General features: G+C 62.8%; 12 protein-coding genes. 1 reads left to right on the top strand and 11 read right to left on the bottom strand.

Annotated elements, in window-relative coordinates:
• Positions 1 to 50 precede the first annotated feature (50 nt).
• The 7 genes from tamL to NQ519_RS05425 form a co-directional block, all read right to left on the bottom strand.
• Positions 51 to 2,363: a translocation and assembly module lipoprotein TamL gene (tamL, locus tag NQ519_RS05455; protein WP_019152172.1), complete on the bottom strand. Its 2,313-nt coding sequence runs from the start codon at positions 2,361 to 2,363 to the stop codon at positions 51 to 53.
• The gene (locus NQ519_RS05450; RefSeq protein WP_019152173.1) at positions 2,338 to 7,053 is read right to left on the bottom strand and encodes a translocation/assembly module TamB domain-containing protein; all 4,716 of its coding nucleotides are present in this window, start codon (positions 7,051 to 7,053) and stop codon (positions 2,338 to 2,340) included. The genes tamL and NQ519_RS05450 overlap by 26 nt, the downstream gene beginning before the upstream one ends.
• Before the next feature lie 231 nt (positions 7,054 to 7,284).
• Complete coding sequence (locus NQ519_RS05445) at positions 7,285 to 7,623, bottom strand: cupin domain-containing protein (protein WP_026076801.1); 339 nt, start codon at positions 7,621 to 7,623, stop codon at positions 7,285 to 7,287.
• Entirely contained in the window at positions 7,565 to 9,256 is a 1,692-nt protein-coding gene (hcp, locus tag NQ519_RS05440; protein ID WP_371173667.1) for a hydroxylamine reductase, read from the bottom strand. The genes NQ519_RS05445 and hcp overlap by 59 nt, the downstream gene beginning before the upstream one ends.
• A gap of 238 nt (positions 9,257 to 9,494) precedes the next feature.
• Positions 9,495 to 10,892 carry a sulfatase family protein gene (locus NQ519_RS05435; protein WP_019152177.1) on the bottom strand — a complete coding sequence of 466 codons (1,398 nt, stop codon included), beginning with the start codon at positions 10,890 to 10,892 and terminating at the stop codon, positions 9,495 to 9,497.
• Positions 10,889 to 12,280 (bottom strand): sulfatase family protein, encoded by a 1,392-nt coding sequence (locus NQ519_RS05430; protein WP_019152178.1) that lies wholly within the window; start codon positions 12,278 to 12,280, stop codon positions 10,889 to 10,891. Before NQ519_RS05430 ends, NQ519_RS05435 begins: the two co-directional genes overlap by 4 nt.
• Positions 12,273 to 14,024: an arylsulfatase gene (locus tag NQ519_RS05425; RefSeq protein ID WP_019152179.1), complete on the bottom strand. Its 1,752-nt coding sequence runs from the start codon at positions 14,022 to 14,024 to the stop codon at positions 12,273 to 12,275. The genes NQ519_RS05430 and NQ519_RS05425 overlap by 8 nt, the downstream gene beginning before the upstream one ends.
• Before the next feature lie 300 nt (positions 14,025 to 14,324).
• Between NQ519_RS05425 and NQ519_RS05420 the strand changes: the two genes are divergently transcribed.
• Positions 14,325 to 15,494, top strand: a complete 1,170-nt coding sequence (locus tag NQ519_RS05420; protein ID WP_019152180.1) for a glycoside hydrolase family 130 protein — start codon at positions 14,325 to 14,327, stop codon at positions 15,492 to 15,494.
• A gap of 56 nt (positions 15,495 to 15,550) precedes the next feature.
• On the opposite strand, the gene NQ519_RS05415 is transcribed toward NQ519_RS05420, so the two are convergent.
• From NQ519_RS05415 to NQ519_RS05400, 4 genes are all read right to left on the bottom strand, one after another.
• Positions 15,551 to 18,514 carry a glycosyl hydrolase 115 family protein gene (locus NQ519_RS05415; protein ID WP_227901008.1) on the bottom strand — a complete coding sequence of 988 codons (2,964 nt, stop codon included), beginning with the start codon at positions 18,512 to 18,514 and terminating at the stop codon, positions 15,551 to 15,553.
• A 77-nt stretch (positions 18,515 to 18,591) separates the two neighbouring features.
• Positions 18,592 to 19,764 carry an Ig-like domain-containing protein gene (locus NQ519_RS05410; protein WP_019152182.1) on the bottom strand — a complete coding sequence of 391 codons (1,173 nt, stop codon included), beginning with the start codon at positions 19,762 to 19,764 and terminating at the stop codon, positions 18,592 to 18,594.
• Between the two features lie 75 nt (positions 19,765 to 19,839).
• Entirely contained in the window at positions 19,840 to 21,600 is a 1,761-nt protein-coding gene (locus NQ519_RS05405) for an Ig-like domain-containing protein (protein WP_026076804.1), read from the bottom strand.
• Positions 21,601 to 21,628: 28 nt separating this feature from the next.
• Entirely contained in the window at positions 21,629 to 23,464 is a 1,836-nt protein-coding gene (locus NQ519_RS05400; RefSeq protein WP_019152184.1) for a RagB/SusD family nutrient uptake outer membrane protein, read from the bottom strand.
• Positions 23,465 to 23,470 lie beyond the last annotated feature (6 nt).

Genomic DNA, 23,470 nt, shown 5'->3' with positions numbered 1-23,470 from the left:
GAAAGCCCTGTGTCGGACCGGTTTTGCCCCCGGATTATCGACTGTGCGGGTCAGAAAGGATAGCCGATGGCCAGGTGGAAGCCCAGGCCGTCCTTGAAACTGGAGATGTTGTAATAACCCTTTTTGTCCGGATTCGGATAGGGCGTGTGCAGGCCGATGCCGAGGTCGGCGCGGATGACCAGAACGCTGATGTCGTAACGCAGTCCGAAGCCCGTGCCCAAGGCGATCTCGTTCAGGAAGCCTTTCCATTTCAGCTCCGCGCCGGGGCGTTTGGGGTCGTTTTTCAGCAGCCAGATGTTGCCGGCGTCGAGGAATACGGCTCCGCCGAGCTTCCCGAGGAGCCCGAAGCGGTATTCGACGTTGGCCTCCAGTTTGAAATCGCCCGTCTGGTCGAGGTATCCGTTGCGGTCGTCGCGGGGCGGGCGGTAGCTGCCGGGGCCCAGCGAACGCACCGTGAAGGCCCGGATGCTGTTGGCGCCGCCGATGTAGAACTGTTCGCTGTAAGGCATCACCTCCGAGTTGCCGTAGGCGTAGCCCACGCCGACGAGCAGGCGCGTTGCCAGCCAGTTGTTGCGGCGGCCGATGCGGTGGTAGAACTTCAATTCGCTCACCTCCTTGGCGAACTGCGAGAATCGGTTGCCGAAGAGGTGCTGGGGCTGCCGCTCGCCGAAGGCCCGCAGAATGCCCGAGAGGAGATTGCCCGCCGAAGTGACGCTGTTCTGCCAGTAGAGTCGGCGGTTGCCCGTGGCGCCGTAGCTCTTGTCGAAGGTGTAGGTGTAGCCGATCGACGGCACGAACTGGTTGCGGAAGCTCATGGCGATGGCCGGGTTCTCGTCCATCGTCTGATCGAAGGATTCGGTCGTGTGCAGCAGTTTGTTATAGGTGAGCTTGAAGACCGTCAGCGCGTGGCGGCTGTAAGGCGAGGTTTGGAAATTGTAGCCCGCCGAGCCGCTGAAGGCGATCAGCCGGAAGAAGCTGGGACGGTTCATCAGGTCCACGCCCAGCTGGAACGAGGTGCTTCCCGGATAGCGCATGCGCCGCGTCATGGATGCCGGCAGCAGCAGTCGCGGGATGTTGAGATTGGCGTTCAGCCCCAGTTCGTAGGAGTTCAGCCGCGAGGAGCGGCCTCCGGAGTTCCGGTTGCCCGTCTGCCATTCGTAGGAGCCGTTGAGCTTCAGGGCGAGGACCTCGCCGCCCCGGAAGAGGTTGTTGTTGCTGACCTTGAAGGTGATGCCCGGGCCGATGAAGCTGTTCGACTTGGTGGTCACGTCGGTCTCGAGGGCCGCTTCGAGCGGGTAGTCGAACTGCGCGTCGAGCGTGACGTCGAGCGTGTCGGCGCCCCGCAGGGAGTCGAGCGGCGTGACGCCCAGGTTGACCGAGCGGAAAATCCCCAGTTTGTTGAGGCTGGTTTGCGTGCGGCTCTGGGCATCGACGGTGAAGAGCTGGCCGGGTTCGAGGGCGAGCGCCCGGGCGAGGACTCCGGGCCGTATCTTCATCGGACGCTGGGCGATGACCGTGGCGTTGCGCAGCCGGAGGGTGTCGGCCGGACCGGGGCGGATGTTGGTCAGGCGGACGGTGATGTCGCCCACGCGGTAGGGTTTGAGGGCCACCTCGGGGGTGTTTGGCTTGAGGTTCAGCCGCACGGCGACCCGTTGCGGCGAGATCGTCGTGTCGGCGAGGTATTCCAGATACTCCGGACGGAAATAGTAGTAGCCCCGGTTGCGCAGGAGCCGCGCGATGCGCTGCCGTTCGAGCGTGAGGGTGTCGAGGTTGTATTGCGCGCCCGTGCGGAGCAGCGAGGTGGCGTGCAGACTGTCGATCAGGGGTTTCAGCCCGCCTTCGACCGCCGGGTAGGTGATCTCCGAGTAGCGGAACGGCGGCGCGATCCGGAGCGTATAGTTCACCTTGGCCTTGCGGCCGTGCTTGCGGTGGAGCAGGGAGTCCGAGGCCCGGGAGCCGAAATAGCCGTAGTTTTCGAGAACCTGCTCGGCGACCCGGGTGCGCAGTTCGGGCTGCACCTTGGAGATCAGCACGGGCTGTTTGGCCAGCCGCTTGTAGAACCAGTATTTGAATCCCTTTTCTTTCGGCGTGTAGAAATAGTTCCACGCCCAGAGGCCGATCGGCAGCGGCGTGCGCAGATAGGGGCTGTAAAGCGGGTTGTTCGGGGCTACGGAGAGGGGCTCCTTCACGGCCGATTCGGCGGCCGAGGAGAGCACGACGCCCGAGTCGGGCTCGATGCGGATTTTCTTCACGCCCGTGTACAGAACCTCGCCCGCCCCCAGACGCCGGGTGGTGGAGCAGGCTGCGAGCAGCGCGGCGGCCGCAAGCAGGAAGACGCTATTTCGGAAGCTCTTCGGACTCATTGCGTTGTCGTTTTTCGGCGCTGCGCTTCGTCAGCCGGAACAGGTCGCCTAGGCGCAGCAGTTTCTTGCGGATGACGAAGCCCACGCCCGTCTCGGTGATCTCGCCTTCGAGGATGCTCTCGTAGCCCGTGTGGCGGAACAGGCGCAGGTACATGTTGTCCCGTTTGGTGAGCATGTATTCCAGCGAGATGTCGTCGATCAGGTTCTCCTTGAGGTTCTGCGACGGATCGGCGTCGGTGCTGATCTTGCCTCCGATGACCGCCCGCACGCGGTTGCTGAACAGGCTCTTCGAAAGGCGGTAGGAGTAGTCGGTGCGCTGGCCGTTGGGGTCGTCCTCGCCGTAGGAGTTGATGCCGAACGAGAGATCGACGCCTTTCAGGTTGTTCTGCGCCCACTGGTTGAGCTCTTTTTGGATGAACGAGTTGAGCGGGTTCTCCGAGGAGGCTTTGCCCGTCGATCCGGGACCCGTGTAGGTGTTGTAGATCAGGAGGTTCATCGCCTGCGTGGCGCGCTGTTCGGCCGTGAGCGAGTTCAGCTCGTTTTGCAGCGTGAGGTCCTCGGGGGCCGCGAGGTCGAAGCTCACCGCGAGGTCGTTGAGCGTGTTGCGGATGTTGATCGAGATGTCGAAGTTCACCGGGCGCGCATCCTGGTCGTTCGAGGAGACGTTGGTCCGGACGGTTTCGACGGCCGTGATGTTGAAGGCTGGGTCGGCGATGTTCCCCACCCACTCGACGTAGCCGTCGGGGGTGATCTTGAAGATCTTCTGCGAGATGACCGGCGGGTTGTAGCGCACGGTGCCGCCCGAGAGGACGTATTTGCCCGAGAGGCTCACGTCGCCCAGCGGATTCATCGTGTAGGTCAGGTTGCCGCCGCCCTGGAGGTCGATGCGGTTATCGCCGCTGGCCGAGAGGTCCACGCCGGCCTTCACGTCGCTGTTGATATCGACGTTCAGCAGCACGTCCATACCGCCGATCCGGACCGCCGGGGCCGCTTCGGAGGGCTCCTGCGCGTCGAGGTCGCGGAACGACACGAACGACACGACGTTCTGCGGCCGCTCTTTCACCTCCATCGGCGAGTCCTGCATGACGTAACTGATGTCCGTGCCGCCCAGCAGGGCGAGGCTGCCGCGGACGACGAGTTCGTCGAGCGGCCCCCGGGCCGTGGCGTCGAGATCGAGGTAGGCTTTTCCGTAGACCGGGGCTCCCTCCTTGCGGGCGACGTTCACGAACTGGAAGTCGGAGGCGCGCAGCGCGAGGTCGGCCTTCATCCGGGCGAAGTCCGAGAGATCGACGCTGCCCCGGATCGTCAGCGGATTTTTGTTCGGGGCCGTGATCGCGTAGTCGTCGAACCGCACGCGGCTGTCGGCGATGCGGATGGTGTCGGACGAGAGCCGGAACGAGGTGCCGATCATCGGCACGCGGACCTCGGTCTGCGCGAACCGCACGCCGCCGTCGAGTATCAGCCGGTCGGAGGTGCCCCGCACGTGCACTTTCGCCCCGAGGTCGCCCGAGAGGCGGAGCAGATCTTCGGGCAGGAAGATGTTGACCGGACGCAGGGGAAGTCCCGGAACCGAGACCGTCAGGTCGAGCGGGCTTTCGCGGTCGGGGCGGTAGTCGCCCGCGACGGTCAGCGCCTCGGCGCCGTCCAGCAGGAGCCGTGCATCGGCCCGGTGTCCCCGGCCCTGACCGTAGAAGAGCCCGAAATCGAGATTCCCGAAACGCTGTTTTGCGTAGGAGAGCTCCGACACCGACACGTCGCCCCGGAGGCACAGGCTGTCCGGCGCGAGGTGCAGCGTCACGTCGGCGCCCAGCACGCCGTCGATGGGCGGTGCCGAGGGGAGCAGTTCCAGCATTGAACCGATGTTCAGTCCGGCGATGTCGAGCCGGATGCCGTCGGGCGCGCCGGGGGCGGAGACGCTCCGCAGCGCGAACCGCTGGGTGCCGTGGGTCAGGTCGAGGTCGGCTTCCAGCCGTTTGTCGAAGCGGTAGACGAGGTAGTTGCCGGGATTGACCTCCCAGGGTTCGAAGCCGAAGAGCGGGTTGCGGGGCGTGACGCTCGCGCGGATCAGGCTGTCGGTCCACGTCACGTCGAACCCGAAGCGGAACCCTTCGCGGCCCGCACGGTTCTTCTGCCAGAGGTTCACCGTGCCGGTGTTGCCCGCCAGACTGCCGTACAGGGCGGCTTGCGCCACATGGTCGAGATTGCCGGGGGTGTTCGCCGCGCGGAGGTAGTAGGCCAGCCGTTCCGCCTCCTGCGCGATGCCGAGCTTCACGGTGTCCAGCACGATGCCTCCCGAGGCGAGCCCTTCGACGCGCATCCGGAGCGAAACGGGCTGCGAACCGTGGTTGCCGCCCCGGATTTCCAACGCTTTGAACGAGGCTTTCCGGGTTTTCAGCAGGTTGTTCAGGATATTGTTCCGTCCGGCTGCGGCTTGCAGGTCGAAGTCGGGAAGCACGGGTTGCAGCTGTTCCATATCGACCTTCTGGAGGCGGATTTGGCGTGCCAGCGTGTCGGCGCTCCGGGTCAGGGCCGCGATCAGCGAGTCCAGCGGACTGCGCGACGAGAACCGCAGCGACAGGTCGCCGGACGACGCCTCGATCCGCGTCGAGGCCGTGTCGGCCGCGAACGAGAGGCTGGTGGCGCGGATGCGGTCGGTGCGGTAGCCGCTTCGGATCACGATGCTGTCCAGCCCCACGCGGGCGGCATAGCTGCCGGAGCGGGTCGCCGATGCCTCGGCGTCGAGCAGGAACGAACCGCCGAGCCGCTCCGGGACGAAGCCCATCTGTGCGAGGTCGAAATCGGCGATTCTGCCTGCGAGGCGCACCTCCTGCCGCTCCTCGGTCAGCGCACCGGAGAGCGTCAGCGACATCCGCAGGGCCGAATCCCGGTCGGAGAGGGCGCCCGAAAGACGGTGGTCTTCCAAATCCGCCTCCAGCCCGATGCCGCCGAAGTCGTGACCGCGGTACTCCGCATGGTCGATCTGCGCCCGAAGGTTCGCCCGGGTCCGGGCTTTGAACGGGTCGAATCCGGCGCCCCGGGCGGTCAGCGCGAGGTCGAGCATCCCCAGCGAGTCGGACGGCAGGAAGCGGCCGGCCGGGAAGCTGTCGCACCGGAATTCGGCGTCGTAGCTCTCCTGCCGGGGATCGAGACGCCCGTCCAGAACGATGCGGCCGTCGCCGACGGAGAGTGTCGAGGCGACCGAGAACGCACCTCTGTCCGCCGCGGCCGAGCCGCGAAGTCCGATCCGGTCGGGGATCGCCACCCGGCGGCGCAGGGCCGAGTCGGGCAGCAGCTCCACGAGGAAGGCCATGTCGCGGAAGTCGCCTTCGAAACGGGCCGAAGCGTTCAGCGATTCGGGGTCGAGGAGGTTTTGCGCCCGGCCGTTGGCGGTGAAGTCGAGGTGTCCGGGCGACGATATGTCGAGACCGATCCGGCCGATGTCGGCCAGGGTTCCCGCCGCGGTCAGTTTCACCCGGACCGTGCGGTCGTTCAGCGCCGGAGGGATCGCCGCCGGGTAGAGATCGGCGATCTCCCGGGTGTTCAGGTCGGCGGAAAGCGCGGCGGAGAGCGGCGTGCGGGGCTCCGTGCGCAGGATGCCGGGTCCGGCCGAAACGTCGGCCCGGAGCCGGGACCGGGCGGTTCCGAGTTCGAATCCGGAGAGCGAAACGCCTGCCGGGCCCATTTCGAACCGTCCGCTCGCGTCGCGCACCGAAAGTCCGCTGCGCTCGGTGAACGTCAGCTGCCGGAGTTGCAGGGCGATGTCGGCGCCCCGGTTGTAGACCGAGTCGATCCGCAGGTCGAGTGCCGAGAGGGCGATGAACGCCGGGTCGAATCCCGCGGCGGGGCGGTGGCCCAGCGTGCCGTACTCCACCCGGTTGTCGGTCAGCGCGACGCTTCCCACCCGCACGGTCCACGGCAGGGAGGGCGTCGTGTCGGCGGGTTCGGGCGGCGTTTCGGTCCCGGGGCCGGACGGGGCGGTCAGGTAGGAGCAGACGCCGCGGTCGAGCAGCACGCTCCCGACGCTGACCTGCTGGCTGTCGAGCCGGACGCGGCACTCCTCGACCGTGCCGTCGGCAAGGCGTACCGCGAGTTCGGTCACCGCGGGTGCGGTCCGCATCCCGAAGGAGGTGTTCAGTACCGAGATTTTCCGGATGTCGAGCGACCAGGCCGGCGGAGCCGTGCTGTCGGCCTTTTCCGCAGGGGCCGATGCCTTCAGGCCGAGGAAGATGTCGCCGTCGGAGAGTGTGATCCGGGCGATGCCGGCCCTTTGGGTCCGGAGGTCGGCCCGGGTCTCCCCGAGCGAGAGCAGTCCGGCGGAGAGGCGCATATCCAAACCTCCCGTGGTGTCTTTGTAGCGGGCCGCGATCCGGTCCAGTTCGAAACTGCGGACGACGACCTCTTTCCGGATCAGCGGCCACAGGGCCACGTCCAGCGAGAGCCGGCCGCAATCGACGAGCGTGTCGGCCCGGTCGATCAGCAGCGTCTCTTCGACCGTCAGCCGGAGCGGGAAGGCGAGGCGGATGCGGCCGACCGAAAGGTCCATGCCGAGCGCCTCGGAGGCGTAGCCGACCGCCTTGCCCCGGATGAAATCCTGAACGGCCGGAACGTAGAGCAGCGCGGGGGCGAGCAGCACCGCCAGCAGGATGACGATCAGTGTCCGAAGCGTATATTTTACGATTTTTCTCAGCATGTGCACAACGAACGATTCCGCCTGCCGCAAAATTCAAGCCGTTGAATGCCAGTTGTTTCTGTCCGCAGCTGCGGGAAGCGGATTTGTCCGGCTGCAAGTTACTAAAGCCCTGCCGATTGCGCAAGCGGAGGACTTCGGATAAACGGTCTTATTCTGGACATTTACGGTCTTTTCCGCTCGCATCTTACGGGCGCAAAGAGAACGCCGGCGCAAGCCGGCGTTCTCTCTTTCTCATCCCTTGATCATGGTCAGCAGCATCTTGAACCGTCCGGCGGCTTGCAGGGCGTGAGGGACCCCGGCGGGCATGATGACGGCGTCGCCGGTTTTCAGCCGGAGCGGTTCGCCGCCGATCCGGATTTCGGCCTCGCCGTCCAACACCTGCACCAGGGCGTCGAACGGTGCGGTGTGCTCTGCGAGCCCCTGCTCCTCGTCGAATGCGAAGAGGGTGATGTTGCCGGCGTCGTTTTTCAGCACCTGTTTGCTTACGACGCCTCCGTCGGCATATTCGATTTTATCCGCGAACCGCATCACCGATGCCTTCGGGAACGTGTTTTCCGTCGTTGTTTTCATAAATCAGGTTTTTCATGTCTTCTTCCACGGTCGAAATGGTCCCGAGGCCGAATTTGTCGGCCAGCACTTTCAGCACGTTCGGCGACAGGAACGCCGGGAGCGTGGGCCCGACGTGGATGTTCTTGATGCCGAGGCTCAGCAGCGACAGCAGCACGATGACGGCCTTCTGCTCGTACCACGCGATGTTGTAGACGATCGGCAGGTCGTTGACGCTCCCGAGCCCGAAAGCCTCCTTCAGCGCCAGCGCGATGCGCACCAGCGAATAGCTGTCGTTGCATTGTCCGGCGTCGAGTACGCGCGGAATGCCTCCGATGTCGCCCAGCGGCAGTTTGTTGTAGCGGTATTTGGCGCAGCCGGCCGTCAGGATGACCGTATCTCCGGGCAGCGCCGAAGCGAAATCGGTGTAATACTCCCGCGAGCGCATGCGGCCGTCGCATCCGGCCATCACGACGAACTTCTTGATCGCTCCCGACTTCACGGCATCGACCACCTTGTCGGCCAGCGCCAGCACCTGATGGTGGGCGAAGCCGCCGACGATCTCTCCGTGTTCGATCTCCGTCGGAGGCGGGCACTTCTTGGCGTGCTCGATCAGTTGCGAAAAATCCTTCGGCCTGCCCTCCTTGCGGTCCGGGATATGCGTTGCGCCGGGCAGCCCGGCCGAGCCCGTCGTATAGATTCGGTCGGCGTAGGCCGCGTTCGGCCGCGGGGGCACGATGCAGTTGGTCGTGAAGAGGATCACGCCGTTGAAAGTCTCGAACTCGTCGCGTTGTTTCCACCAGGCGTTGCCGTAGTTGCCGACGAAGTGGCTGTACTTCTTGAAAGCCGGATAATAGTGCGCCGGAAGCATTTCGCTGTGGGTGTAGATGTCCACGCCGGCGTCTTTGGTCTGTTCGAGCAGCTCCTCGAAGTCTTTCAGGTCGTGACCGCTCACGAGGATGCCGGGGCGTTTGCCGACGCCGATGTTGACCTTCGTGATCTCCGGGTCGCCGTAGGCCGAGGTGTTGGCCTTGTCGAGCAGCGCCATCGCCTTGACGCCCGCTTCGCCGACGTTCAGGACCAGCGCCGTGAGCTCGTCGGCGCCGATGTCCTCGCGGCTGACCTCGGCCAGGGCGTTTTCCAGCATCTCGTAGAGCGACGGGTCTTCGTGGCCGAGGTTCAGGGCGTGTTCGGCGTAGGCGGCGGCTCCCTTCACGCCGTAGATGATCAGTTGTTTGAGCGACCGTATGTCCTCGTCGCGCATGCTCAGCACACCCATCTTTGCGGCTTCGGCTTCGTATTCCGACGGGGCGGGGTGAAATTTCACTTCGGGCATGTCGGGCAGCGCGATGCCGCGTTTCTCGGCCGTTCCGATCAGGCGGTTTTTCGTCGCCAGCGCTTCGGCGATGCGCATCTTCAGCGCCTCGTCGTCGAAATTGGCGTTGGTGATGGTGCTGAACAGCGCGTCGAGCATCCGGCGGCTGGCGGCGGTGTCGGCGGCGCCTTTTGCGCGCAGCGCCCGGTTGACGATCGCCTCGCCCCGGACGGCATAGATCAGCACGTCCATCAATCCGGCGGTCGCGGGTTCTTTTCCGCAGACGCCCTTGATCGTACAGCCCTTGTTCATGGCCGTCTCCTGACATTGAAAGCAAAACATTCCCATAGTCGTATGTGTTTGTGTGTTTATGTCAGGAGGCCGTCAATTACCTTGCCAGCGACCGGGAACACGCACTTTCCGACCGGAATGTTTCGCTTTGCATGCAGATTTTCAGCCCTCGGCAGCCGTTGCCGGGCCGATCCGGTTTCCTCTTTCCGACCGGATCGGCTATCGCTGATGCAGGTTCACCGTATAGCAGGTGCGGTTCGTCGCGGGCCGAGTAGAGACAGTTCTGATTTTAACGGTGTTTGACCATGTGTTCCAATGCCTCCATCTCCGTTTGCTGGCCTTTGTCTCCCTGGCTCTCCATCCATTGCAGGAGTTTGGCGCGCATCCGGGCCTTTTCGCCGGCGTATTGCGGGTCGTCGGCGAGGTTCCGGGTCTGGAACGGGTCGTTTACGATGTCGTAGAGCTCTTCGGCCGGCCGTTTCTGATAGCGTTCGACCTGTCGCCGGGCGAATTCGTCGGTGGCGGCCTTCTCCTTCCACGACATCCACCAGCCTTTCTTGGGATTCGTGGACATACATTTGAATGTGGCCTCGGGCGTGAGGTTCATGATGTAGGCGTAGCGTTCGTTGCGAATCGAACGGATGGCGTAATACTCCGGTCCGAAGAAGATTCCGCGGCTGGTCTGGATGCCGTATACCTCGTTTTTGAACGAATCGGTTTCGCCCTTGATGACGGGCAGAAAACTCCTGCCGTCGAGTCCTTCGGGGATCTTTCCGCCGGCGATGTCCACCAGCGTCGGGGTCACATCGACATATTCGCACATGGCGTCCGTGACCCTTCCGGGCTTCACCGTCCCGGGCCAGCGGATGACGAACCCCGTATGCAGACCTTCGTCGTAGCAGGTCCACTTGCCGAACGGGAACGAATAGCCTTGTTCGCTGGTGAAGATGAAGATCGTGTTTTCGTCGAGGCCGTACTTGTGCAACAACGCATCGACCGCACCGACCTGGTTGTCCAGTTCGTTGATCTCCGCAAGGTAGTTGCGGAACTGCTTGCGCGTGGCGGGCGTATCCACCAGGTTGCAGGGCAGCGTGAGGTCGTCGGGATTCCAAAGGCTCTGGTCGCCTTTGTTCCAGGGGTCGTGGGGTTCGGTCGAACCGACGTAGAGGAAGAACGGCTCGCCCGAACGGGCCACGTCGGCCAGAAACGGTTCGATCAGTTCGGGATAGACGGTGCGCTGCTGTTCGTTCGAGAGGTATTCGAACGGAAAGGCTTCGATGGGAGCGATGTGCCGTTTTCCTTCCAGCGCGACGCGGTAGCCCGCTTGCTTGAGGTACTGAGGGAGCGTGCCGACACCGTCGTTGAGCCGGGTGTGGTTGGGGTATGCGCCTGAACGAACGGGGTAAAGTCCCGTGAGCAGGCAGTGGCGCGTCGCCGAACTCATGGCTGTGGCCTGGAAGAACCGGGTGAAACGCACTCCTTCGGCGGCCAGCCGGTCGATGTTGGGGGTGATGGCATCGGGGCTGCCGTAGCAGCCTAAATCGAGGAACCGGCAGTCATCGGCGATGACCAGTACGATATTCGGTTTTTTCGGGGTTGTGCCGGTTGCGGGTTTTGCGGCTTGTGCGATGCCGCCCGAGAGCAGGGCCAGCGAGGTCCCGAGCCCGATTTTTCCTGTGGGTATCATTTCACTTCTTTTTGAATGTTGATGCGGGGGCGGCGCTCCCACCAGGCGAGGAGGCTCTTCGAAAGTTCTTCCGTAAGGCCGGGATGCTCTGCGGCGAGGTTTTGCGTCTCGTTGGCGTCTTTCGACAGGTCGTACAGCTCCGCATTCGTTCCGTCGGGGTTGACGAGCAGTTTCCAGTCGCCGCGGCGGATCGCCAGCGAAGGGCTGCGGTGATAGGCGTCCCGCGGGAAGTTGAACGATGCGTTGCGGCCGAAATCCCACATCAGATCACCCTTGCGGGCCGAAGCTGTCCCCAACAGGGCCTTGCTCATATCCTCTCCGCTCGATCGGTAGTCTTTCGGCAGGGGAGCCCGGGCGATGGCGCAAAGCGAGGGCAGCAGATCCACGGCGCAGACGACGGTCTCGTCGTCCACCTTGCCCGGCGTGATGACGCCCGGCCAGCGGATGATGAAGGGCATGCGGATGCCGCCTTCGTAAAGGCTGTTTTTGATGCCGCGCAGACCGTTGGTGCGGAGCTGGCGGAAACTCGGCGCCGGACCGTTGTCCGACGTGAAAATGACGATGGTGTTGTCGCTCAGCCCCAGTTCGTCCAGGCGGGTGAGAAAACGTCCGATCTGACGGTCGTATTCCGCCAGCACCTCCGTGAAGTTGGGACGCGATCCCCACGTGTTGTTGTGGTCCTGCGACTCTTCGTCGGGAACCCAGGGCGTGTGCATGTCGTCGGGCCAGAGGTTCACGAAGCAGGGCGTTCCCTGATGGCGCACCAGAAAGTCGAGCGTCTTGTCGATGAAGTAACCGGTTCGTTCCCATCGTTTTACGTCGTCTTTTTTGCACCATATCCAGTTCGAGGCGGTCAGTTCGGGTGCGGGATCGGGGCTCTCCCAGGTCGAGCAATATTCGTCGAATCCGTAGCGGGTGATCTGCGGTGCATCCGTCACGTCGCGTCCGCCTCCCATGTGCCATTTGCCGAAGTGTCCGGTGGCGTATCCTGCGTCGTGGAGGATGCGGGCCATCGAAGGCGCGTCGGCTGAGAGATAGTCGGCCTGCTCGCAGGCGGCATTGCCCTTGCGGGCCTGAAGGTATGTGTTGATGCCCCATTCCATCGGGAACATTCCCGTTGTGAGACCCACGCGCGACGGCGAACTGACCGGCGCCGCCGAATAATAATTGTTCATCACCAGCCCCTGGGATGCCAGACGGTCGATGGCCGGCGTTTCGATCCATCCCGTGTTGGTGCATGAGAGGTCGCCGATGCCCATGTCATCGGTGTAGATGATTATGATGTTGGGGCGCGTTTGGGGCGCTTTGACTTTGGCGGGCGTTTGGGCTGCGGCTGATGCAGCGGTGCTGACGCCCAGCAGTCCGGTGAGCAGTGTGCGGTTATTCATGTTCGGATATTTTGAGTGTTTGTTTTTTAGCGGGTGTTTTACTCGTGGTCGGCCACGGTTTCACTTGACAGCGCTCTGCGAATGCTTCCCATTTGCGGGCGAGTTCCAGAACCAGTCGGGGACGTTCGGCTGCGATGTCCCGACATTCGGTCCGATCGGTTTTCAGGTCGTAGAGTTCCCATGCCGAAAGCGGAATGTCCTGTTTGCGACCCTTCGATGCCTTGTAGACCAGTTTCCAGCGGCCCGATCTGACGGCCCGGTTTCCCTCGTGTTCCCAGAACAGATCCCGTTCCGGCATCGTATCGTCCTCGAACGATCCGGCGAGACTCGTGCCTTCGCAAGGCGTTATCGGTTTGTCCCCGTAACTTTCGGGATAATGCGCCCCGGCGAGATCGACGCAGGTGGCCATGATGTCCGGGAGCTGTCCCGGCGTTTTGCGCAGCTCGCCCCGGGCCGTAATGCCGGCGGGCCAGTGGACGATCAGGGGCGTGGCGATGCCTCCCTCGTGCACCCAGTGTTTGTATTCGCGGAACGGGGTGTCGCTCAGGTGCGCCCAGCCTTTGCCGTAGGCTACGTAGGTGTCGGCGCCGCCGGCCTCGACCTGTCCGCGGCGCATCGGACGCCCGTCGCGGGTTTTGAAGGGGATCAGGAGGGTTTGGAGTTCGTCGGGAGCCATCGGGGCGAGGGTTTCGTCCTGGGGGACGCGGACCTTGAACGGGGGACGCTGCCGCTCCATGCCCTCGGCGCAGCCGCCGTTGTCTTGAAGGAAGAGGATGATCGTATTGTCCAGCATTCCCTGCCGGCGGAGCCATTCGACCACGCGGCCGATATTGCGGTCCATGCGCGATACGATTCCGGCATAAACTTCCATGCAGCGGATTTCGAAATCCTTGTTCTGCACCGTGCGCCACGGAACCACCGTTTCGTCGGTTGAAAGCGCCCAGGACGGGTCGAGCAGCCCTGACTGCCGCATCCGGTGGTATTTCTCGCGCCTGAGTTCGTCCCAGCCCTTGTCGAAGACGCCGTGATAAGAGGCGGCCTCTTCTTCCGGAACCTGCATCGGCCAATGGGCTGCCGTGAAGGCCATATACATGAAAAACGGCTTTCCGGCCTGCCGGTCGTGGTGCGTGGCGAGAAATTGCAGGGCGTTGTCGGCAATGGCGTCGGTGTAATAGAACGTTTCGGGACGGTAGGCCGGATCGTTTTCCGGAGTGATGTAGTCGTTGCCCCGGCAGAGCGTCGCCGGATCGTAATAGCTGCCGCCGCCCATGATGGTTCCGTAAAAGTGGTCGAATCCGCGCTGCAACGGCCAGTTGTCCTTCGCGCCGGAGGGCGAAAGCTGGTTGGTTACATGCCATTTGCCCACGGCGTAGGTCGCATACCCGGCCGTGCGCAGAACCTCGGCTATCGTCACGCAGCGGTCGTTCAGATCTCCGCGATACCCCTCTTCGCCGTGTTGTTTTTTGGCCATGTGCCCGATGCCGGTCTGGTGGGGATGCAGGCCGGTCAGCAGGCTTGCCCGGGAGGGGCAGCTCCGGGCCGTGTTGTAGAACTGGGTGTAGCGCAGCCCGTGTGCTGCGAGGCTGTCGAGATTGGGCGTACGTATCAGACCTCCGTAGCAGCCGATGTCGGAATACCCCATGTCATCGGCGAGAATGACCAGGATGTTGGGTTGTTCCCGGGCTGCTGCGGGCGCCGCACAGGCCGCAGCTTCGAGAGCGGTCAATAGGATCGGTTTTTTCATAGGCGGTGTTTCGGTCGTTTTGCGATTGCAAGATAGTTATTCTCCGATTGTGCGGATTTCAAAAATTGCCCAAAAGAGGTGGACGAAATGTTCAAAATGCGCCGAAGGGCCGGATATTCGATTTTCCGAAGGAATTTTCCGGAGGTGAGTCCTTTTATTTCCGCTCGTTTTTTCGTATCTTGTACCGAATCTGCCGGCGACGGACGATCCGGCGGAAACCTCGGGGAAAACCGCGCGGACGTGCGGAAACCGACCCGGGAACAGAACTTAAAAACAGATTTCATGAAAAGACTATTCAGAATGTTGCTGACGGCCTCCGGGCTTCTTGTTTTCGTTGGCGGCGGTGCGGGCCGCGCTTCGGCTGCGGAGCCCGGGACAACTGAAAACCGGCTGCCGGAATGGGCGCTGGGCGGCTTCGTCCGGCCTGCGGGCGCCAATCCCGTCATTCGGCCCGATTCGCAGGTCCGGTTCTATTGCCCGATGCGCAGGGATTCGGTCGGATGGATGGAGAGCGACACGTTCAATCCGGCCGCGACCGTCCGGGACGGGGAGATCTGCGTGCTCTTCCGCGCCGAGGACAATTCGGCCACCGGTATCGGCAAGCGCACGTCGCGGATCGGGCTGGCCCGGAGCGCGGACGGCGTGACGATGCGCCTCGGGGATGCTCCGGTGCTCTTTCCGGCCGAGGACGCGATGAAGGAGTGCGACTGGCCGGGCGGTTGCGAAGACCCCCGCGTGGCCGTCACCGAAGACGGAACCTATGTGATGCTCTACACCTCGTGGAACCGCCGCATTCCGCGGCTCAGCGTGGCCACGTCGCGCGATCTGGTGACATGGACGAAGCACGGCCCGGCATTCGCCAAGGCTTACGGAGGGCGTTTTCGCGACCTGAAGAGCAAATCGGGGTCGATCGTGACGAAGCTCGACGGCGACCGGCTGGTCATCGCGCGCGTGAACGGAAAGTATATGATGTACTGGGGCGAACGGATGGTCAACATCGCCACGTCGGACAACCTGATCGACTGGACTCCGGAACTGGGTGCGGACGGGAATCTGAAAGGGGTGGTCTATCCGCGCGAGGGTTATTTCGACAGCGCCCTGACCGAGTGCGGCCCTCCGGCGCTGCTGACCGACAAGGGCATTCTGCTGCTTTACAACGGCCAGAACCGGCTCGGCGAGGGGCGGGACAAACGTTATCCGGCACGCACCTATTCCGCCGGGCAGATCCTGTTCGACGCGAAAGAGCCCGGGAAAGTGATCGGACGCCTCGACGTGCCGTTCTTCCGTCCGGTGGACGACTTCGAGAAGAGCGGGCAGTACAAGGACGGGACGGTCTTCATCGAGGGGCTGGTCTATTTCAGGTCCCGGTGGTATCTCTATTACGGCTGTGCCGATTCGCGGGTCGGGGTCGCCGTTTACGATCCGGCCGTCACGACGCCCGGGGACCCCGTTCCCGGATGTCCGGAGTGACGTTTCCTGCCGTCCTGAAAAAAAGGAACGATCCCTTGTTCGGATCGTTCCTTTTTTCATTGCACCTCGGCGCGGGTGGGCGGCGGCCCCTGGTAGGAGCGTTGCATGCCGCCGAAATCCAGCACGATCTTTTGAAGCACCGTGCCGGCGTCGCCGCACAGGATTTTCAGCGTGTGTCTGCCGGGCTTGCCGATGTGGAGCGTCGTTTTGTTCACGCGGCAGTTCCGCAGCACGCTTTCGTACCAGGTCTGCGCGTATTCGATCGACGAGGTCGAGGGGTTCATCACCGGACCTTCGTCGATGCAGACTCCGTACTGGGTTTCCAGATTCGTCGCCTCGTGTCCGGCGTATCCCCGGTCGGCGCTGATCACGAAGGTCGGCAGTACATAGGTGTAAACGTCTACGGAACCCTGCTCGAACGTGTAGAAATCGTATTCCACGCAGGGCACTTCGCGCCGTCGGGTGTTCTGCTTCGGCATCGTCGGATCGCCCAGCTGGAGCGCCGCGTTCTCGACGCCGAGGTTCGGAACCGGGCGGATGCGGATCGCGTCGTTCTCGCGCTTGCGGTGGAAATCCGCCGCCGGGATCGAAATGTATCCGTTGTGCTGTACATACACCCCTTGCAGCTCTTCGCGGGCGGGGGAGACCGGGTTGAACACCGAAACCAGCACGCGGCGGCTCTCCCCGTTCGCGGCGGCGATCGTCAGACAGCCCGAAACCTCGTCTCCGACGGGAACTTTCGTCCAGTCCACCGACACTTCGATCCGCTCTTCGGTGCGCGTCGTGCCGGCCGTGCGGCTCAGCACGATCCACTCGTCGCTGGCGGAGGCGCTCCATTGCAGCGGCTCGCGGCCCTTGTTGTAAACGTCCACGAAATGGGAACGGCGCAGGAACGTGTCGAACGTCGGGAGCATGTGGAAGCTGCGCAGCCCTTTCATCACATCCTCGTTTTCGGCCTCGACCTCCAGTACGGCGCCGGGTGCGAGCTGTGCGCTCCGCAGCTCGGGCAGCTGGAAATAGGAGGCGGCGAATCCCTGGTTCATCGTCATCACGTGGTTCCACTTGCCGCCGAGCAGGGCATTGTAGCCCGCCGTGATGATCCGCAGGCTGTCGTGACACATGCGGCTTTCGGCGGCCAGCGCGTCGGTCGCGGCACGCTGCTGCGTGGCGTAGCGGCGGTTCTGCTGTCCGCGGAGCACCATCCGGTTCAGCAGTTCGCACGCCTTCACCGGGTAGTAGAGCACCTGATAGAAGCACGCCCGGTTCGCTTCGGGCATCCGGTCCATCAGCGCTTCGGTCTGCCCGGCGATCCGGGCGTAGGCTTCGAGACGGCGGTCGGCCTCGCGGTAATTGGCGAACGAGAAGTCGGTGTCCGTGTTCCGCTCCTTGCCGTGCTTGTCCGTGGCCCATTGGTAGCCCCAGCCCATGAACTCGGGCTTGCGGACGAATGCGAGGTGGTAGAAGGTGTCGGAAATCTCCCGGAAACGGTCGAAATACTCCCGGCCCAGCAGGCCGCTCATCCACTCGGCGCGGTAGTCCGCGGCGCGCCGGAAGTCGAACGAGTCGATGTCCCAGGCCATCGCCAGGAAGAAATCGACCGCGAATTCGCACGACTTGATGTCGCCGGCGTTCAGCAGCCATATGCGGTCGGCCGTCGAATCGTAGGCTTTGCGCAGCTCCTCGTACATCAGCGTCGGCGAGGTGGTGTTCATCCACAGGTAGTCGTGCGGACGGCCCAGGTAGGACGAGTGGTAGTAGACGCCCGAACGTCCGGAGCGTTTCTGCTCCGCGGGGCTGCTCAGGCGTTTCATGTAGCCGTAGTTGTCGTCGGGCCAGATGATCGTCACGTCGTCGGGGAGTTCCAGCCCCCGGTTGTAAACGTCGAGCACCTCCTTGTAGGGCGTGAACGCCTGCGGAATCTCCTCCGCGGGTTTGCCCAGCACCTCTGTCAGGATCTGCCGCTGTGACAGCAGAGCCTCCTGCATGGTGGCCTTCCGTGCGTCGAGATCCTCGCTGCCGGCCATCGCCCGGTCGTGCAGACCCCGCAGGGCCAGCGTGTAGACGTTCTCATAGGGCGCCGAGGTCTCGACGCGCTCTTTCAGCACCCGGTCCACTCCGGCGCGGTTGTTCACGTAGTCCCATTCGCCCATCGTCTTCGAATCCCATTCGCTGGCGGTGTTCAGCCCCAGCGGCTCGCAGTGCGACGAGCCGACGGCGATGGCGTAGCGGTCGGCGATCCGCATGTTTTCGGGAATCTTGTAGAAGGCCGTCGTCGCGTCGTGCATCGCCGGGGCCAGGTAGTTCGCTTGCAGGCGGAGCAGCAGCTCGCACACCTTCTCGTAGGTCTTCGGGCCGATGTTGCCCAGCTCCTTTTCGAAGTTCTCCTTCGCCCAGCGGTAGAGGCCCCAGTCCTCGTCGTTGATGAAGATGCCGCGGTATTTCACCGAGGGGCTTTCCGACGTGAAATCCCCGACGCGCAGCGTCAGCCGATTGCGGTGCCGCACGGGGGCGTCGGCCCACCAGTACCACGGGCTTACGCCGATGGCGCGCGACACCGAAAGCAATCCGTAGGCCGTGCCGCGGCGGTCGCTGCCGGCGATGACCAGCGCTTTGCGCACGCCGTGGCCCGGACGCTCGACCAGCCGGATCGCATAGCGTTCCCAGCCGCCTTCGATGGCCGAAACGTCGATTTTTTTCGCCGCGGTCAGTTCGTCGATCCAGCGGCTCTGACCGATCGTTCCGACGATCACGGCGCAGCGCGTCTTCGCAGGGAGCTCCTGCCCGGCGACGACCGGGATTTCGCGGCCCGTCACGCGGGCGACATCCGCGGCGAACAATCCGGCGGCGGTTTCCACGACCGCGGCGTCCCCGGCGTCGTAGCAGATGGCCGCACCGGAATCCGCGGCGACCAGTTCGAAGTCCGTGCGTGCGGAGGCCCGTTCGGTCAGCGCGACCTGCGCTTGCAGCGCCGCGGCCTGCATCCACAGCAAGGCTAAGGTCAAGAGGGTTTTTCGTATCATCGTTGTCTGAATTTTGAAAGTGGGAAAAGGCCCGAAGGAGAAATCTTCGGGCCTTTTCGATTACGCTACCCGACGGCCTATTCCTGTGCGCGTCCGAGATAGATTTCGTTGATCTGGATGGTATTGCCCGGGTTGATGCCTCCGTATTCCACTCCGCGGGCGCAGTAGAAGCCCAGATTCGGAGACGCCTGCTTGACATCGTTCCAACCGCTGAACCGCAGATAACGGTAGTCGTTCTCCGGGATCGGAACGTTGTCCGTTTGCAGGTTCTCGTAGACGTTCGGATCGGGAGTCAGTTCGACCCGTTCGGCGATGACCTCGAAGTTCGTGCCGTCGTTGCTGCCCTCGATGCGGTTGAAGCCGAACCAGCGGACCAGAATGTTCTTGTTGCCGCCTCCCTCCGGACGGTGGTGGATACGCAGGTAGTTGACCTTGCCCGGATTCTCGCCGCGGTCGATCTGGAACCAGATCACGTCGTCGGCGGAAAGGCCGTTTCTGCCCGGACGGTCCATCGACAGCGTCGTGCTCGCGTTGCCGTCGATGGCGGCCGTCGCGCTGCTTCCGATGGCGTTGTCGGCTTTCCAGCCGTGCGAGAAGCTCATCGACCATTTGCTGCGGTCCCAGTCGCCGTAGAACTCGGTGACCGTGACCTCGATCGACGCCTTGACCTCGGGGTGGTTTCTGGCGGCGGCCGTGATGGTGACGCTGCCGCTTCGGTGGCAGATCATGCGGCCGGTTTCGGCGTTCACCGATGCTGTTTCCGGATCGGAGGACGAGAAGATCACGCCTTCGTTCTGGTCCAACGGCTCGACCGAGACCAGCAGGTTGTAACCGACTCCGGCGTAGGCATTCATGGCCGGGGCGGAGAATACGATCGACTCGATGTCGATCGGGATCTGATCGACGACCGTCACCGCGAAATAGGTTTCGATGCCGCTCACGTAGATCGAAATCATGGTGATGCCGGCTTTTTGGGCCGTAATGACGCCCTTGGGGCTGACCGTCGCCACTTCGACGTTCGAGGAATAGAAGAGCTCCGCCAGATCGGTGGCGTTTTCGGGCAGCACTTTCACTTTCAGCGCAACGTCCCTCGTTTCGCCGACCTCCATGATGAGGCCGCCGCTCAGCTCCTCGTCGAGCACGACGCTCTCTGCGGGAACCTCCATCGTTCCCGGTTCGGGTATGCCGTCTTCACAGCCGGCGCACAGCAGGGCCGCCGCGGCAAACAGACAAATGCTTATTTTTTTCATAATTTGAAAGTCGTTTTTTCGGTTGAAGATTCCGGACTCCGGCGGCGGACTGTGCTGCCGCCGGAGCCGGAAAGTTTATTCGTCGAGGCCGAGGTAAAGTTCCGCGATCTGACAGGTGCCGTTATTTCCCGTAAAGTTGGCTGCCTTGCCGACAAACCGCAGGTAGCGGTAATTTACTGTCGAGGGGAACTTTACATTCGATGTCGTACGATAATCGTCGATATTGCGGGTGGTGCTGCCGTCGTTCGGGTCGAGCTGCTTTTCGTAACTCATATCGGGCAGTTTTACATTTTCGGCAATCGGCGTCCACTCCGAATTGTCGTTGCTGCCTTCGATGAGCGTGAAACCATTCCAACGGCAACCGCGGTCGGCGTTGCGTACGCCCTGGTGCATGATGCGGAAGTAGTTTACACTCCTTGGCTGCTGCATATCGACCACGAACCAGATCGTGTCGCCGGCGCCATTCTTGCCGGGACGGTCCAGACCGAAGATCGTTGCATCGGAAGCCGGAATCGATGCGCTCGCAGTCGGGAACGAACTCGTGCCGAATACCTCGTCGAGCGCAGCCGTGGCGCTGCCGTCGGTACCCTTGATCGCTCCCGATGCCGACATGCTCCAGCCGGTGCGGTCGAGGTCGTTCGAATCGGTAATGTTCAAGGTGAAGATCACCTTCTTGGTATTGCCCTCGGCCAGATTTTTGTGGTTCTTCGCCGTAACGACCACCGTGGCCGTACCCACCTTCTTGCAGGTGATCAGACCGTTTTCGTCGATGTCGATAAATTCGCCGTCCTTGTTGACGATCTGATACGCCACGCCCTCGTTCTGATTCTTGGGGGTGATGACTAGGCGCGAATAGAGATCGTAGGTCGCCGTTCCGTTCTTGAGCTCGACGCTCGCCGTTCCCAGCGAGTTGTTCCAGCGGCCGTCGGTAATCGTAATGGTCTCGATGTCCACCTGAGCCTCTTCGGCGACGGTCAGTTCGAACGAGGCCGAAACCCCGTCGATCGTGACGGAAATCGTCGTCGTGCCGACTGCGAGCGCCGTTACGAGACCTTCGGCGCTGACCGTGGCGACGGCCTTATCCGATGAATCGTAGCTTTCGGTGCGGTCCGAGGCATTCTCGGGTTTGACGGTCGCCTTGCCGGCGATGTCGAGCGTTTCGCCTTTGTTCAGCGTGACGCCCTTGGCCAGCTCTTCGGGCAGCGTTACCGACTCCACGGCGATCTTCTCGACCGTGAGGGTGAACTGGGCCGATTGGCCATCGACGGAGATCGTGATCGTCGCTTCGCCGACGGCGATGGCCGATACGATGCCCTCTTCGGTGACCGACGCGATCATCGGGTTCGACGAATTGTAGCTTTCGGTCTTGTCCGTGGCGTTCGAAGGGGTGATCGTCGCCTTGCCGGCGATGTCGAGCGTCGCGCCGAGTTTCAGCGTTACGCCGTCGGCCAGTTCGGCAGGCAGCGTGACCGATTCGACGGAAATCCGCTGCTCCCGGACCTCCACTTCGAAGTGCGAGTGCTTGCCGCCCACGCTGATCGTGACCATCGCCAGGCCCGGCTTCACGGCCTTCACGACGCCGGCGTCATCGACCGAAACGGTCTCCGGGTCCGACGACTCGTAGGTCTCGGTCTTGTCCGTGGCGTTTTCGGGGCGTACCGTCACTTTGCCGGTGATGTCGGCCGTCTGGCCGACGACCAGCGAGATGCCGCCGCTCAGCGACGTGTCGAGTGCGATCGCCGAAACGGGAATCACCTTGTCCGTGTCGGAGCTGTCGTCGCAGCCGGCACCCAGCAGGGCCGCCGCTGCGAACAGGAATATGCTGATTTTTTTCATCATCGTAAGTTTATCGGTTTATACGGCTCTACCAACCGGGATTCTGCACCAGCACGTCGCTGCGCTTGATCTCGTCCAGCGGAATGGGATAGAGGTAGTTTTTGTTCTTGAAGGAGCGGGTCTGCAGCTTCGTGCGGGTGTAGAACGCGGGCTGCGCCTGATCGACGTTCATGCCGTGGAAATCGCCTCCCTGACCGCCTTCGCCGGGCGCTTTGTCGGCGATCATCCAGCGGCGCACGTCGAAGTAGCGCTGTCCCTCGGTGGCCAGTTCGATGCGGCTCTCGCGGCGGATCGCCTCGCGCTGCAAGGTCTGGTTGCCCTCAATGGCGGGATTCAGCGCCTCCAGGTCGTCCAGCCCGGCGCGCCGGCGCACCAGATTGACGTATTTCAGCACGTCCGCGTTGCCCGGGTCCACCTCGTTGAGCATTTCGGCGTAGAGCAGGTAGAACTCCGCCAGGCGGAAGATGATCACCGGACGGTATTTCGACGTTACGGCGCCGGAGATGTTGCCTCCGTAGACCGTGCGGTTCATGCGCTTGTAGAGCAGATAGCCCGTGAGCGGGGCGCCGTCGGCCACCGAGTTGTCGTCCCGGCCGCCGCGGTAGAACTGGATCTCCTGATTGCTCATGTGCCACTTCATGCCCGAGAACGTGACGGTGTTGTAGAAACGGGGTTCGCGGTCGATGTACATCTTCGACACCTGAACGCCGTTGTAGGTCCCCATCTCGGCTTCGTTGGCGGGGTAGAGCTCCGACTTGGGGAGGAACGAGGTGGCCTTGATCGGCTTGCCGTCCTTCATGTAGAAGTCATCGACCAGCTCTTGTAGGACGTGGAATCCGCCCTGACCCTGAGGCTGCGAGCGCGGGGTTGCGAAGGTGTCGAATTTCTGTTCGCCCAGCTTGCCCCACGAATTGGTCGAGGTAGCCCAGATGATCTCCCTGTTGTATTCCTGGAACAGTTTGTAGAGGTCGTCGTCCGGGTTGCCCGTGTTGAGCAGTTCGTAGCGGCTGCCCTGCTCGGCGTAGTCGAGGAAGTCGCGCAGACGGTCCACCGCCGTTTGCAGCTTCGAATCGTTCCGGTCGGGGAAGAGCCGTTTTCCGTCCTTGTTCGTCAGCGCCAGAGCCTCGGGCCATCCGCCGTTGAAGAGCGGGCTGGCGGCATAAACCCACAGTTTGGCGCGCAGCGCCAGCGCGGCGCCCTTGGTGGGCACGGCGCGCAGGTTCTCGTTGTCGTGGTAGGGCTCCTGCGCCATCTCCTCCATGCACTCCTTCAGCTCCCGGTCGATGAATTCGATCACCTCGTCGAGCGAGTTGCGCGGGAGGTCGAGATCGTCTTCCAGCGTCATCGAATGATCGACGATGGGAATCGGGCCGTACAGCTCCATCAGGTAGTAGTGGTAGGCCGCACGCATGAAGCGGACGTTGGCCTTGTAGAGCTTGATCTCCTCTTCGGTCAGACGGTCGGCGTCGGGACCTCCTTCGTCCACGATCGGGTGAGCCTGCTCGAGGAAGATATTGGCCTGCCGGATGCTCCCGTAGAGCGTGTTCCAGCGCTGCGAATTGCTGTTGGACGAGTTCCACTCGGTGTATTTGCCGGCGTTGTTGGCCAGTCGCGTGTAGATTTCGTCGGAGTAGGCGGTCCAGGGATTTCCCATCGGGCTGTCCGTGACCCAGACGGCCGAATAGTCGGGACGGTTGTTGAAGACCTGCGAATACCACTTTTTGGTGCGATCGACATTGCTGAACACCTGCGAGATGTCGGAGATGCCGCCGGCCAGTTCGTCGGACACGTCGAGGAAACTGCACGACCAGACCGTGCAGGCCAGCAGTCCGGTGGAAAGTATTTTTACAAAATTCTGTTTCATAGTTCG

This window comes from Alistipes senegalensis JC50, assembly GCF_025145645.1.
Lineage (GTDB): Bacteria > Bacteroidota > Bacteroidia > Bacteroidales > Rikenellaceae > Alistipes > Alistipes senegalensis.
The sequence above is the reverse complement of the archived record's forward strand: the minus strand, read 5'-3'. Positions and strand labels throughout refer to the sequence as shown.